15 protein-coding genes are annotated in these 12,715 nt (G+C 61.0%); 5 read left to right on the top strand and 10 right to left on the bottom strand.

The annotated features are described in order from the left end of the window. The 7 genes from H7225_RS18360 to H7225_RS16875 form a co-directional block, all read right to left on the bottom strand. A partial coding sequence (locus H7225_RS18360) for a transposase (RefSeq protein WP_366481701.1) occupies window positions 1–159 on the bottom strand: 159 nt, incomplete at its 3' end. Window positions 160–224: 65 nt separating this feature from the next. Next, window positions 225–371: a hypothetical protein gene (locus H7225_RS16900; RefSeq protein ID WP_290663938.1), complete on the bottom strand. Its 147-nt coding sequence runs from the start codon at window positions 369–371 to the stop codon at window positions 225–227. A 584-nt stretch (window positions 372–955) separates the two neighbouring features. Beyond that, window positions 956–2,071, bottom strand: a complete 1,116-nt coding sequence (locus H7225_RS16895) for an alpha/beta hydrolase (RefSeq protein ID WP_290663936.1) — start codon at window positions 2,069–2,071, stop codon at window positions 956–958. Between the two features lie 113 nt (window positions 2,072–2,184). Further along, window positions 2,185–2,700, bottom strand: a complete 516-nt coding sequence (locus H7225_RS16890; RefSeq protein WP_290663934.1) for an FxDxF family PEP-CTERM protein — start codon at window positions 2,698–2,700, stop codon at window positions 2,185–2,187. Between the two features lie 64 nt (window positions 2,701–2,764). Next, window positions 2,765–4,279: a DUF4331 domain-containing protein gene (locus tag H7225_RS16885; protein WP_290663932.1), complete on the bottom strand. Its 1,515-nt coding sequence runs from the start codon at window positions 4,277–4,279 to the stop codon at window positions 2,765–2,767. Window positions 4,280–4,905: 626 nt separating this feature from the next. Then, window positions 4,906–5,358 carry a Cu(I)-responsive transcriptional regulator gene (gene cueR, locus H7225_RS16880; protein WP_290663930.1) on the bottom strand — a complete coding sequence of 151 codons (453 nt, stop codon included), beginning with the start codon at window positions 5,356–5,358 and terminating at the stop codon, window positions 4,906–4,908. Between the two features lie 8 nt (window positions 5,359–5,366). After that, window positions 5,367–7,604 carry a heavy metal translocating P-type ATPase gene (locus H7225_RS16875; protein ID WP_290663928.1) on the bottom strand — a complete coding sequence of 746 codons (2,238 nt, stop codon included), beginning with the start codon at window positions 7,602–7,604 and terminating at the stop codon, window positions 5,367–5,369. 178 nt (window positions 7,605–7,782) lie between these two features. On the opposite strand from H7225_RS16875, the gene H7225_RS16870 reads away from it, so the two are divergent. Beyond that, entirely contained in the window at window positions 7,783–8,037 is a 255-nt protein-coding gene (locus H7225_RS16870) for a heavy-metal-associated domain-containing protein (protein ID WP_290663926.1), read from the top strand. Between the two features lie 63 nt (window positions 8,038–8,100). Here H7225_RS16870 and H7225_RS16865 read toward each other — a convergent pair whose 3' ends face one another. Further along, complete coding sequence (locus H7225_RS16865; protein WP_290663940.1) at window positions 8,101–8,496, bottom strand: YkvA family protein; 396 nt, start codon at window positions 8,494–8,496, stop codon at window positions 8,101–8,103. Between the two features lie 185 nt (window positions 8,497–8,681). Between H7225_RS16865 and H7225_RS16860 the strand changes: the two genes are divergently transcribed. Together H7225_RS16860 and phaR are read left to right on the top strand one after the other, a co-directional pair. Next, window positions 8,682–9,008: a hypothetical protein gene (locus H7225_RS16860; RefSeq protein ID WP_290663924.1), complete on the top strand. Its 327-nt coding sequence runs from the start codon at window positions 8,682–8,684 to the stop codon at window positions 9,006–9,008. Between the two features lie 215 nt (window positions 9,009–9,223). Next, window positions 9,224–9,841 carry a polyhydroxyalkanoate synthesis repressor PhaR gene (gene phaR, locus H7225_RS16855; RefSeq protein ID WP_290663922.1) on the top strand — a complete coding sequence of 206 codons (618 nt, stop codon included), beginning with the start codon at window positions 9,224–9,226 and terminating at the stop codon, window positions 9,839–9,841. On the opposite strand, the gene H7225_RS16850 is transcribed toward phaR, so the two are convergent. Then, the gene (locus tag H7225_RS16850; RefSeq protein WP_290663920.1) at window positions 9,818–10,486 is read right to left on the bottom strand and encodes an arylesterase; all 669 of its coding nucleotides are present in this window, start codon (window positions 10,484–10,486) and stop codon (window positions 9,818–9,820) included. The genes phaR and H7225_RS16850 overlap by 24 nt on opposite strands. Before the next feature lie 24 nt (window positions 10,487–10,510). Here H7225_RS16850 and H7225_RS16845 point away from each other — a divergent pair, with 24 nt between their 5' ends. Both H7225_RS16845 and rlmB read left to right on the top strand, forming a co-directional pair. Next, entirely contained in the window at window positions 10,511–11,239 is a 729-nt protein-coding gene (locus H7225_RS16845; protein WP_290663918.1) for an ABC transporter ATP-binding protein, read from the top strand. A 10-nt stretch (window positions 11,240–11,249) separates the two neighbouring features. Then, window positions 11,250–11,990 (top strand): 23S rRNA (guanosine(2251)-2'-O)-methyltransferase RlmB, encoded by a 741-nt coding sequence (gene rlmB, locus H7225_RS16840; protein WP_290663916.1) that lies wholly within the window; start codon window positions 11,250–11,252, stop codon window positions 11,988–11,990. Between the two features lie 70 nt (window positions 11,991–12,060). On the opposite strand, the gene H7225_RS16835 is transcribed toward rlmB, so the two are convergent. Then, window positions 12,061–12,609, bottom strand: a complete 549-nt coding sequence (locus tag H7225_RS16835) for a hypothetical protein (protein ID WP_290663914.1) — start codon at window positions 12,607–12,609, stop codon at window positions 12,061–12,063. Between the last annotated feature and the right edge of the window lie 106 nt (window positions 12,610–12,715).

Genomic DNA, 12,715 nt, shown 5'->3' with positions numbered 1-12,715 from the left:
CGGGCTGTCTTTTCGATTCGAATTGCTGACCCACTTCCTCAGGGTCCCCTCAGACATATTCAACTCTTCGGCAATCGACCTGACGCTTCGGTCTCCGCGCTCTCGCACCTTGATCAATGTCTGGTTTTCAAATTCTCTGGAATGTCGATTTCTTTTCATGGGTGGTGCTCCTATGTGGGTTATCCACAAACTCGGGGGAGCGACAACTAGTCTGACTCAGGGGGTCACCGTGGCTGCGCTGCACCAGGTGTTCGAGGGTGGCCTTCACGGCAAGCAGTTCCTGCAGATTTTGATCCAACTCCTGGGTGCGCCTGGGCCAGCGCCATCACCTGGCGGCTTGGTCGGCGGCGGTCTTGCCAGAGGCCTAGCAACTCGCGGATCTGGTCGAGTGAGAAGCCGAGGTCGCGCGAGTGGCGGATGAAGCGCGCAAGGTGCCGATGTCGTTGTCGGTGTACTCGCGGTAGCCTGCATCGGTGCGGGAAGCCTGAGGGACGAGGCTTACGCTTGGTAGCCTTATTCGAATTCTGGCTGGTTTGCGGATGACATGATTATCAAACGGCTTAGGTGTCATTTTGACCCGTATCCCGGCACCCCCCTCACAACGGCATCAGCGAAACATTGGCCGTGCGCTCGACCAGCCACAGGCCTCCAACAGCCATCGCTGCCACCGAGCCGCCTCGAATGAAAAACGTCGCATAGTGAGAGCGCCTTCGCACGGCAAAGAGTGCGCTGCCTCGCAGGCACGGTCGGCGTATCTGCCTTGCATGAGCACCTCGTCGGGCGCACTGGCGGGATCTGGCCAAGCTTGCAGTGCCGCGAAGGCGCGGCCTGCAAAACGCGGGTGGCCCTGCGCATGGGTCTGCGCCAAGTGTGCTTGCCTAAAGCCAGAAAGCCATTGCCAGAAAAAGGCGGATTGAGCGCGACTCGATCGGATGATTTGCCATCGCAAGCTAGGCTACTTGCCGAACGCGTGGCGAAGTTGCTGGCCCGCGTACTCCTGTGCGTTGGCGGCGTCCTTGACCACGGCCGCGGTTCCGAAGAATTCATGGGTGGTGCCTTCGTAGACCTTGCGATCGACCTGCACGCCGGCCTTCTTGAGCGCGGCCTCAAGAAGCGCACCGTCATCGCGCAACGGATCGATCTGCGCGTTGATGATGGTGACTGGAGGAAGCCCTGCGAGATTCGCGTGAACCACGTCGATGCGCGGGTCAGACTTGTCTTTGGGATTGGTGAACAACTTGTCGACGAACCATCCGATCATCGCCTTGTTGAGGGGCTTGGCCGTGGCACTGTCGATATAGGACGCGGTGTCAAGGTTGCCGGTTTGCGCCACTGGGTAGACAGCCACGACCGCGAGCGGCTTCGCCACACCTGCGTCGCGCGCAGCGAGGGCGGTCGATACCGCGAGGTTGCCGCCAGCGCTTTCTCCTGCAAGCGCCAGTTTCTGCGGATTGCCGTTGATGGACGCGGCATTGGCCGCCACCCATTTGTACGCCGCAAGTGCGTCGTCCCAAGCCGCAGGGAACTTCGCTTCCGGCGCAAGGCGATAGTCGACCGACACCACTACCGCATTGGCCTGCTTGGACAGCCCGCGGGCACCGCCGTCGTAGACATTTTTGTTCGCGATCACCCAGCCGCCGCCATGAAAGTAGACGATGACGGGAAATGGCCCAGCGCCCGCGGGTGTGTAGACGCGAGCAGGCAATTGCCCGGCAGCCCCGGGGATCTGCCGATCAACGCTCATTACGCCGGGCACCAAGGCACTCGCTGCGGTGTCCTTGCCTTGTTTCTTCAGCAGCGCCATCACCGCGTCGGTGGGCGTGGGTTGTTTTCGGGCTTCTGCTGGCGTCAAGGATTCGATGGGCTTGCCCTTCATCGCGGCGAGCTCGTCCAGTACCGCTTGCATGTCGGCGTGCGCGCTGTACTTGGTACCTGTCTTGGCGACGGCATCCGCCGTGCTTGCGCTGTGTACGGACAAGCTCGCGGCCATCCCGGCAAGGAAGACTGTGCTGCTTGCAGCAAGGCTGAATGTCCAAGGGGTGCGCGCAACATTAGGTGGGATGTGGTTCATGAAAGTCCTCGCGAAGATGAAAGGCACCCGGCGTGCACATACACACGCAAAGAGTCTGAACCGGCATATCGCCAATGCAGGCCATCGGGGGGCAGTGCTTCAGTGGCTTGAGTCTAGATACGGCGCGAACGGCGCGCCATCACTCCTGCGATGGCGAGGCCCGCAAGCGCCAACGCATAGGCCTGTGGCTCCGGAACTGCAGTCATCTGCGCGGTGATTGTTCCACCGTACATGCCGGGCACCGCGGTCAATGTGCTTAGATCACCTGAAAAACCCAGCACCGTCAAATGCAGCAACTTGTCGGCGCTGACCATTGAGCGAAACTGGAAGGGCTGCTTGCCTTCCTCCAGATCGAAGCTGAACCCCTCGCCGTTAAGGATTGCAGAAAAGAGGTGGGTGGGCCCCTGAATTGACCGCAGGTTGACGAATACCTCACCATTGAACGCACTGGGCGTGAAGGTGAATGTGTCGACAAACATGCCGTTGACCGCGCGCTCAAAGCTCGTTGTCAGGGTGCTTGGCCCCGAAGGGCTGAGCACCAGGGGAATGGTGGGCGGGTCGTCCTGCGCGAAGGACGCCGATGCCGAGAGCCACATGATGGCGGCCGCAGCCAACATTTTAAGTTTCATGAGAGTGCCTTTCTTGATGGGACGTCTCGCTTCAACCGATGGGAATAGTTCATGCCTGCGCCCATCAATTGTTGAAGTTGCCGGGCAGTGGTGTGTTGAGGTAGGGGAACGCAGCCTGGAAGGTCGTTGCCGTCTTGCGCACGCCGTCAGTGAAGGGGAGTGCACCGGCAGGCGCATCAGACGGCTTGCAGCCGACCTTGAGCTTGTCCGTCGGCCCAGTGAGCGCGCACAGTGCGCCCATCGCCACGCGCAGCGAAAGGTCGACCACATCGTCGCCTGGTCGACGTCCGTTCGGGAAGCCAGCGTTGTCGCCTGCTGCGACGCCGAGGGGATTCTGAGCTCCGGCCGCCACAGGCGAGATCGACGTGTTCAAGCGCAACATCTCAGAGAGGGTCACGTTCTTAGGCTGGTTCAGGCCCGAAATCCCCTTGAGGAAGACGGTAACGAGGTCGGAACGCGGAAAGTTGGTCGGCGCCTTGGCAGAAGGGAACAGGGTCTCCACCAGCGCTGGTAGCACTGGGTGGGTCACATAGTCGGCGAACTGGCCATCGTCCTTCGGCTTGGAGGCGTTGAACTTGTCCTTGTCGTCGATGCCGATGATCACCTCATTAACCAGCGGCATGCCGAGCCGTGACACCTGCGTCCACGCGCCGCTATCGACATTGACCTTGCCGAGCCCGGTGCCGGGCATGCCGTTGAGAAGCCGACCCTGGCGCATGCTCCCCGTGGTGAAGGCGCCTATCACGGGATCGTTCGCCGTGGCGAGACAGGCGATCGGAACCTCGAGAGAAATGGTACTGACGTTCTTATTTTCGAGGTCGTTCTTGTTGCCGTTTACCTCGGGTCCAAACGGATTCAGGTAAAAAAGATCGAAAATCTTACCGACAGCAATGTAAAAAGGTTCCTTGCGTTGGCCAACGAACACGCGCCCGTTGCCGCAGCCCGGAATGGCCACCTCGTAAATGTGTTGGTTAGCGTACGCGGCATAGGCAGTGGGACCGCCAAACGTTTTGTCGCCGATGTTGTCGACTGGCTTGTCGAAGTCGCTTGAGCCACTGGCCAGGTTGGTCAGCTTGCCATGGGTGCCGGTTCTGCTCCCCCCACGCACGATGTCAATACTGTAGGTCTCGCGCACGTTCAGCGACGCAGGGTTCCTGCTAGCAATTGTGCTGCTGTTGATCAGCGGAATCTTGACAGACTTGCCGCCCACGGTCAGCGCGGTCATCTTCGAGGTGTTCTGGAAGCGCAGCTGGAAGGTGATGTCTTCCTGGCCATCGCCCGTGTTGTCGACATGGATCTCATAGAGAGCCTTGTCGTCGAACATGTAAAAGTTGGGGCCACCTTGTGGGTCCTGGAACGGAATGTAGTTGGCAAGGATCGTCACGTAACCCTGGCGTCCTGCCTCGTAGCTGCGGAACATGTACAGGTCGGTGGCATCGACTTTCGGAATGTTTGTGATGTTGGGTGCTTCTCGGTGACTTGAGGCCAAGGAGGCAGTACCGGCGAAAGCCAGCGCTGCTAAAGCGCAGAGCGATACGAGTCGACGTTGCACGGGTGCTGAGATGGAACGAGTCTTCATGGGTATTCCTTAACGTTGTCGACTTAAGTCGAATGGAAAAACCTACCGCAATGAGAGCTGCTGTGTCTTTGTTTGCCGCCGGGCAAGGCAACAAACGCATGAACGGAATCAACTGACAGCGATGCGCCGCAAAAGAAGGGCCCTCTTTGTCAGATTGACAGGGTTATCGGCAATCGCCATACCTGGGAATTTGTCGGACTTGAGTTTTGCGATTCGGTTTGGCCAAGCCTTCCTCTGGTGTTACCCGTCATCGGCACCCAGAAACCACTTGCATACAGTGCCATCCATGAAATCGTCAAAAAGGCGTCATGCGAGGGACGGCCTTGCGGGCCAAAGGTAGCGAATGGGCTGCTACCGCAGTCCAGATCGCGGAGGGTTCCACTCATTGGCTGAGGCACACCGCTGGTATGCACTTGACGGATGCCAGCTGGTTCGTACCCTACGTGCGCACTCAACTTTTACAGTTTCGGGGGGCTCAGTAAGAGCGCATCCGAGCAGAACAATTGGAGGGTGCACGGGTCAAGAGCCCGGCTCACTGCGACCTCACCATCACAACCCTGTTTGATCACATACATGACGCCCTCACCGTCTGATCGACCATGGGAAGGCTGATCCAATTGGGGCGGTCAGCGTTGTCGGCCCGGCCGCAAACCACTTTTGGCCGGCGTGCGCTGAGCTTTGGTGTTGGTATCGCTATCGGCCAGGATCTCCAGGATCGGGCATTCCGGCCGGTCGTCACCGTGGCAGCACTGCACCAGGTGTTGGAGGGTGGCTTTCATGGCATGCAGTTCCTGCAGCTTTTGATCTAATTCCTGCAGGTGGGCCTGGGCCAGTGCCTTCACTTGGCGGCTTGGCCTGCGACGGTCTTGCCAAAGGCCCAGCAATTCGCGTATCTGGTCGAGTGAGAAGCCGAGGTCGCGCGAGTGGCGAATGAAGCGCAAGGTGGCAACGTCGTTGTCGGTGTACTGGCGGTAGCCTGCATCTGTGCGTGAAGCCTGGGGGAAGAGGCCCACGCTTTCATAGTGGCGGATCATCTTGGCCGAGACGCCAGAGGCCTTCGCAGCCTCACCAATGTTCATGGGTGCACTCACCCTGCGGCTCCTTGTGGGTTCACGGTGGTGGGGTTCTCATCCGCGCCCCGCCAGCGGCGCAGCAAGAGCGCATTGGCGACGACGCTGACGCTGCTGAAGGCCATGGCCGCGCCCGCGATGACCGGGTTGAGCATGCCGAACGCCGCCAGGGGAATGCCCAGCACGTTGTAGGCAAAGGCCCAGAACAGGCCCTGTTTGATCTTGGCATAGGTTCGTCGTGACACATCCAAGGCGTCGACCACGAGCCGTGGGTCGCCACGCATGAGCGTGACGCCTGCGGTTTCGGTCGCGACGTCGGCGCCACCGGCCATCGCAAAGCCGCAGGACGCCGCAGCCAGGGCGGGTCCATCGTTCAGGCCATCGCCCACGAAAGCCACGACCTCGCCGCTGTCGCGCAAGGCCTGCACGATGGCCGCCTTGTCGCCAGGCAGCACCTCGGCGCGCACGTCGTGGATGCCCAGCTCTCTTGCCACCGCGTTGGCGCTGCCCCGGTTGTCGCCAGTCAGCATGACGGTTTTGATGCCCAGCCGGTGCAGGCTCGCCACCGCCTCGGCGGCGGTTGGCTTGATGGTGTCGCCGAAGGCCAGTAAACCCAGCAGGTGCAGGCCGCTGGCGTCTTGGCGCACCAGCCAAGACAAGGTTCGTCCTTCTTGCTCCAGCGCATCGGCCTGCGCGCGGAGGACACCCGCAGCCACCCCCAATTCCTTCAAAAGCCTGCTGTTGCCCAGCATCAGCTTGTGGCCTTGCACCATGCCCTCGACGCCGCGCCCGGCCAGCGCCTGAGCGTCTTGCACAGACGGCACTGAGAGTCGATCATCGCGGGCCCGGCCCATGACCGCCAGCGCCAGCGGGTGGCTGCTCGCTTGCTGCACGGCAGCGGCCAGGGCGATCACCTCGTGCCTGGCCGAGCCTTCAGCCGGGACCACGGCGACCAGCGCTGGCTTGCCCTCCGTCAGGGTGCCGGTCTTGTCGAACGCCACGACGGTCACCGAGTGCGCCACCTCCAAGGCCTGGGCGTCCTTGATGAGGATGCCTCGGCGAGCGGCAGCGCCCGTCCCGACCATGATCGCCGTGGGTGTGGCCAGCCCCAAGGCACAAGGGCAGGCGATCACCAGCACGGCCACGGCGTTGATGAGGGCGTGCTCCCAGTCGCCGTTGATGCCCAGCCAGGCCAGGAAGGTGAGCATCGCGATCCCCAGCACCACCGGCACGAACACGGCGCTGACGCGGTCCACGATGCGCTGGATGGGGGCCTTGGCCGCCTGGGCCGACTCGACCAGGCGGATGATGCGCGCCAGGGCGGTCTCGGCGCCAACGGCCAGTGTTCTGACGACGAGCAGGCCCTCGGCATTGATGGCCCCGCCGGTCACCTTGTCCCCCATTTGTTTGGCCACGGGCAGGCTTTCTCCGGTGATGAGCGATTCATCCACATGGCTGCGCCCCTCGGTGACCTCGCCATCAACCGGCACGCGGTCGCCCGGGCGTACGTACACCAGATCACCGACCTGCACGTCGGCCAGGGGGACCTCGACCTCGATGCCATCGCGTCGAACCCGCGCGGTGCTCGGCCGCAAGGCGTTGAGCGAGCGGATCGCATCCGTGGTCTGCCGCTTAGCCCGGTCTTCGAGCCACTTGCCCAGGAGCACGAGCGTGATGACGGCGGCCGAGGCCTCGAAGTACAGGTGCGGCATGCCATGTTGTGCATGCCGCAGCAGCAGGTAGACGGACAGGCCGTAGGCGGCGGACGTGCCGAGCGCGACCAGCAGGTCCATGTTGCCTGCCTTGGCCTTGGCGGCGCGCCATGCCGCTCGGTAGAAGCGCCCGCCAAGCCAGAATTGAACGGGTGTGGCCAGCGCGAGTTGCAGCCAGCCATCGAGCATCCAGTCGATCCCGAACCATTGCAGCAGCATGGGCGCCAGCAGCGGCAAGGTCAGCACCGTGGCGATCGCCACCGGCCACCAGGTGGGCAGGGTGCTGGGCCGCGTGGGGTGGACGTCCTGCTTGAAAAGGGCTACATAGCCTGCCTTCTTGACCGCTGCGACCAGCGACGCAAGCGGGACGGTTGAAGGCGCATGCACGGTGGCCTGTTCGGTTGCCAGGTTGACGGAGGCCAACGAGACGCCGGGCACCTTGAGCAAGGCCTTTTCTACCCGGTTGACGCAGGAAGCGCAGGTCATCCCGGAAATGTGGAGTTTGATTTGAGATGCCGCAGATGACGTTGAGGAGGAGATCATGACGCGCTCGTACCGGTTGTTGGTGTCTGTGGCCGATCCTCAGGCTTCCCACAGCGGGAATGTAAAGGCTTGGGGCAGATGGCAGGACCAGTGTCATGGTTATTTGAAAATAGTGCTTGACCTTCCAGCAGTGGGAGGGTTGAAAGTGAATCCATTCACAAACCAACTGGAGCTTCTGATGATCACTTTTGAAGTCAAGGACATGACTTGCAGCCATTGCGTCAGCACCATCACCAAGGCTGTGCGGGCCGTCGACAAAGGGGCCACCGTGCAGATCGATTTGCAGTCGCGCAGCGTCCAGATCGACCCGACCGAGGCCAATGCCGACGAACTGCGCGACGCGATCCAGGCGGCTGGCTACACGCCTGTGGCCGTGAGCAATGGGTCGGTCAAACCCGAGGCGGCCAAGCGCAGCGGCTGTTGTTGCGGGTGACCCTCGTCCATCTCATGATGGGCTTGATGACCTATCGCGGGAAGTCTCGCCGACTGGAGCTGGCTACCGCCACCGCTGACCAAGCCAAATCCAGAGAGCGGTGCCGGCGCCTATCCAAAGCAACACGATCAAAACTGCGCCGACCCGGCTGCTCGGCTTCGATCCTTGCGTCTTCATCCAATCATCGGCATGGTTGCGGCACTCGGCGAGGACATCGGGCGGCAAGAGCCTGATTGCAAGCCAGATCAGACCGGGAAGCAGCAGCACATCGTCCACGTAGCCGAGAATCGGGATGAAGTCCGGGATGAGGTCAATGGGGCTGAGTGCATAGGCCACCACGAAGACTCCCAGGGCTTTTGCATACCAGGGCGTTGCAGGGTGTTTGCCTGCAAACCAGAGGGTCACGCCATCCCGTTTGATTCGCTTCGCCCAGTTCTTTAGGTTGTCCCGCATAGTCATGGCCGCAAGCATGCCACGGAGTGGAGGCCTTCTTCAGGCCCTGCTGAGCGGGTGCTCAGTTGCCTTTGCGCTCAGCACGCGCAGACTTGGCGTTCTGCCGGGATACGGCTAAAAATGATGCATAGGTCGACGGTCCCACCGCCATCAAGATCAATGGCTACCGCGATTCGAAACCTGCAGGCACCGTGCTGGATACCGATGGCACCATCGGCAAGCTTTATGGCGCCAAGACCACGCCCCACCTGTTCATCGTCAACCCCGAAGGCAAGCTGGTTTACAAGGGCGGCATCGACAGCATTCCCGCCAGCAATCCGGCCGACATCGCCAAGGCCGACAACTGCGTGAGCAGTGCGCTGACGGCGCTGGCTGCAAGCAAGAAGGTGGCGCACCAAGTATCCCCGCAGCTTGCCCTTGCCTTGGGGCGATGGCCGACCGCAGTCACGCCTGCCTTGGCATGGTGCGCCACGCCATCCAGGAAGCCTCGGCGGTCGATGATGCCGTGCATGCATTGATCGAACAGCTTGACCACGCCGGACGATGGGTGCGGTTACACTCCGCGCCATGGCGTGGTGGTCCCGCACGGATTCATTCTTATCCGAAGGGGTCCGGGTCCACCCGCGCCCACCAACACTTTTGAAGCCGCCCACGAGGCGGTTTTTCAATGTCTTTGCCATTCGTGGATGACTGTGCCTAAAATGATCTACCGCTTTGGAGAACCAAGACAAGCATGAGTACCTCACGTCGTCAGTCAGCTGCCTCAGGCGCTAAAAGCAAAGCCCCCGACGAACAAAAAGTGGACGCTGATACCGACACTCCCGCTGTGGCACCCGCTGGCGTTCGGGCGATCAAGAAGTACCCCAACCGGCGCCTGTACGACACCCAGACCAGCAGCTACATCACCTTGGTTGACATCAAGGACATGGTTCTGGCCTGCGATAACTTCTTGGTCCTCGATGCCAAGTCTGGAGAAGACCTCACCCGCAGCATCCTCTTGCAGATCATCCTGGAAGAAGAAACCGGTGGCGTGCCCATGTTCTCCAGCCAGGCCTTGGCCCAGATCATTCGTTTTTATGGCAATACCATGCAGGGCCTGATGGGCAACTACCTGGAAAAAAACATCCAGTCCTTCATCGATCTGCAAGCTCGTCTGACCGACAACTCGGTGGTGAACAAGCTGCAGGCGCCATTGATGCAGGCACCCCTCATGCAGAACTTCATGGGCGGCTACATGGAGCAGTCGCGCCAGATGTTCACGCAGATGCAGGAGCAGATGGGCAAGCAGGCTGAAACCCTGCTGGGCAACTTTGGCAGTGGCTTGGCCTCAACGCTGACGCCCAAAAAGTAAAGGCTTCAGCACCAGCCACATGTTGTCCAGGATCACCGGGTGCGCCTTGGCAAGCGGGTGCATGCTGTCGGCCTGGAACCAGTCGCGGGCATCCGGCCGGTCTGCCACGCCCTTCAGGAAGAAAGGCACCAGAGAGATGGATTCAGACTTGGCCACTTTCGGGAACAGCCCGGCAAAGTCATCCGTGTAGCGCTTTCCAAAGTTGGGCGGCACCTGCATGCCCACCACCACGACCTTGGCGCCAGCAGCCTTGCTGGCCTTGGCCATAGCTGTCAAATTGCTTTGGGTGGCCGACAAGGCAAAGCCCCGCAAGGCGTCATTGGCACCCAACTCAATGACCACCAGGTTGGGATGGTGCTGAGCCAGCAAGGTCGGCAAGCGCGTAACACCGCCGGCCGTGGTTTCCCCGCTGATGCTGGCATTGACTACCTGCGCGCTTATTTTCTCGGACTGCAGGCGTTTTTCCAGCAAAGCCACCCAGCCCGTGCCCCGCGCCAGACCATACTCGGCCGACAGGCTGTCGCCCATCACCAGAATGACCGACGTGGTGGCCGCCGCGGTTGCAGCATTACCCACTGAAGCCAGCAGGCTGAAAACCAGGCTGGTCAAGGCCAGTCGCACACCTCGCGTAAAGTTAGTAGGCATCAACATTTCCTGTTCGTCATCAACATGAGTCAAAACCCCCTTGTATCGCCCCTGTCGCCCGTGGTCTTGCAGGTGCAAGGCTTGGGCAAATCGGTGGAGGATTCATCGGGCACCCTGGTCATTCTGCACAACATCGACTTCACCCTGCAGGCAGGTGAGACTGTGGCCATCGTGGGGGCTTCAGGGTCGGGCAAAAGCACCTTGCTGTCTTTGCTGGCCGGGCTCGATGTGCCCACCCATGGCAGTGTGCAGTTGTGTGGGCGCGATCTGTTTGCCTTGAGCGAAGACGGCCGCGCTGCCCACCGCGCGGCCAATCTGGGCTTTGTCTTCCAGAGCTTTCAGCTGTTGTCTCACCTCAGTGCCCTCGAAAACGTCATGCTGCCACTTGAGTTGCGCGGCGTGCGCGATGCACGCAGCCAGGCTTCGGCCATGCTCGAGCGCGTTGGCCTGGGCAAGCGCCTGTCCCACAAACCCGTGACCTTGTCTGGCGGTGAGCAGCAACGTGTGGCCTTGGCGCGGGCCTTCGTGGTTCAACCCAAGGTGCTGATGGCCGACGAGCCCACCGGCAGCCTGGACCACGCCACCGGTCAGTCAGTGATGGACCTCATGTTCGAGCTGAACCGCGAGGCTGGCACGACCCTGATCCTGGTCACCCACGATCCGCTGATCGCTGGCCGCTGTGCCCGCATTTTGCGAATCGAGGCGGGCCGGTTGGTGCCGCAGCCCTCACCGGACACCAGGCACACAGGGTAGGATGCCGCCCATGAGTCTGAAACTGTTATTTGGCTTCCATGCCGTGTCCGTGCGCCTCAAGGTCGCTCCCAAAACCATCCGTGAGTTGCACGTTGACGCCACTCGGCGCGACCAGCGCATGCGCCAGTTCCTCGCCAAGGCCGAAGAAGCCGGGCTGAACCTGGTTGAAAGCGACGACGATCGCCTGCAAAAGATGTCTGGCACCCACCGCCATCAAGGCGTGGTCGCCAAGGTTGAGCACATTCCCCAAGCCAAGTCGCTGGACGACCTGCTGGATGCCTTGTCCGAGCCGCCCTTGCTGCTGGTGCTCGACGGCATCACGGATCCCCACAACCTGGGCGCCTGCCTGCGCGTGGCCGATGGTGCCGGCGCCCATGCGGTCATCGCGCCCAAGGACCACGCCGTGGGGGTCAATGCCACGGTGGCCAAGGTGGCCAGCGGCGCTGCCGAGTCCGTGCCTTACTTCATGGTGACCAACCTGTCGCGCACCCTGGGCGAGTTGAAAGAGCGTGACATCTGGGTGGTGGGTACGTCTGACGATGCCCCGCGCGACCTGTACGCGGCCAACCTGGCCCAAGCCACCGCTTTGGTGCTGGGTGCGGAAGGCAGCGGCATGCGCCAGCTCACCCGTAAGAACTGCGATGAACTGGTCAGCATCCCGATGCTGGGTGGGGTTGAAAGCCTCAATGTCTCGGTGGCAAGCGGTGTGTGCCTCTACGAGGCGCGTCGCCAACGCGGGTTGGCAAGCTGAAGAGGGTCGGCAGGGATTCATGTAAAAAACAGCAGAAAATGGCTTAAGACACTGTTTTTAAAGGGAAATTTCATCCCTGCCCATCAGTCTTGGGTCGGGCGATCGATTCATTGACCACTGCCGCTTTTCTTGACTTGGATTTCTGGCCGTTTGCGGAACTGATCTGCGCAAGAATGGTGCTGACAATTTGTTCTTGGGCTTGCGCGGCTGAGTTTGCAATATCTCGTGCGCGGCAGAGATCGAGATTTTGCTGCTGCAGTTCAGCGGTGGTGGTTTCCAGGTTTGAATTCAGGCTGCGGAGTTGCTGCACTTCGATCTGGCTTTGGGTGAGTTCTCGCTGTGTTCCTTCTACGGTGCGCTCCAGCAGTGCTAGCCTTGCTTGCAAAGGTTTGATTGCCCTGCCTTCTTCCTGCGCGCGATTCAACTCTGCCCTGGTGGAGGCGAGTTCCGATGTCAGCCGCACATTGTCTTGATAGGCGGTCTTCACCTCGTGAAGTTTTGCCCCCACTGCATCATTCAATCGACGAGCTTCAGCCTGTAGGTACTGGGTTTGCTGCTCGTGCTGACGGCTTTCCTGCTCACGCTGCTCCTTGGCCGCTTGCCGGATAGTTAGCGACAATCATCTTGTCCGGTTGAACGACAACCATGATGGCCGGTGGTGAGGAGTCGAAGGTGGCGTAGCCGCCGTAGACGACGAGCCACCGGCTGAGGTGGTTTGGTGGGGT

Source organism: Aquabacterium sp. (assembly GCF_014378415.1).
Lineage (GTDB): Bacteria > Pseudomonadota > Gammaproteobacteria > Burkholderiales > Burkholderiaceae_C > Aquabacterium.
This window is presented reverse-complemented; position numbering and strand designations above follow the sequence as displayed.

Excerpts from the sequence above, each read along its gene's own strand:
- H7225_RS16895 (WP_290663936.1), bottom strand. The coding sequence starts at position 2,071 with ATGAACCACATCCCACCTAATGTTGCGCGCACCCCTTGGACATTCAGC.
- H7225_RS16890 (WP_290663934.1), bottom strand. The coding sequence starts at position 2,700 with ATGAAACTTAAAATGTTGGCTGCGGCCGCCATCATGTGGCTCTCGGCA.
- H7225_RS16885 (WP_290663932.1), bottom strand. The coding sequence starts at position 4,279 with ATGAAGACTCGTTCCATCTCAGCACCCGTGCAACGTCGACTCGTATCG.
- cueR (WP_290663930.1), bottom strand. The coding sequence starts at position 5,358 with ATGAACATTGGTGAGGCTGCGAAGGCCTCTGGCGTCTCGGCCAAGATG.
- H7225_RS16875 (WP_290663928.1), bottom strand. The coding sequence starts at position 7,604 with ATGATCTCCTCCTCAACGTCATCTGCGGCATCTCAAATCAAACTCCAC.
- H7225_RS16870 (WP_290663926.1), top strand. The coding sequence starts at position 7,783 with ATGATCACTTTTGAAGTCAAGGACATGACTTGCAGCCATTGCGTCAGC.
- H7225_RS16865 (WP_290663940.1), bottom strand. The coding sequence starts at position 8,496 with ATGACTATGCGGGACAACCTAAAGAACTGGGCGAAGCGAATCAAACGG.
- phaR (WP_290663922.1), top strand. The coding sequence starts at position 9,224 with ATGAGTACCTCACGTCGTCAGTCAGCTGCCTCAGGCGCTAAAAGCAAA.
- H7225_RS16850 (WP_290663920.1), bottom strand. The coding sequence starts at position 10,486 with ATGCCTACTAACTTTACGCGAGGTGTGCGACTGGCCTTGACCAGCCTG.
- H7225_RS16845 (WP_290663918.1), top strand. The coding sequence starts at position 10,511 with ATGAGTCAAAACCCCCTTGTATCGCCCCTGTCGCCCGTGGTCTTGCAG.
- rlmB (WP_290663916.1), top strand. The coding sequence starts at position 11,250 with ATGAGTCTGAAACTGTTATTTGGCTTCCATGCCGTGTCCGTGCGCCTC.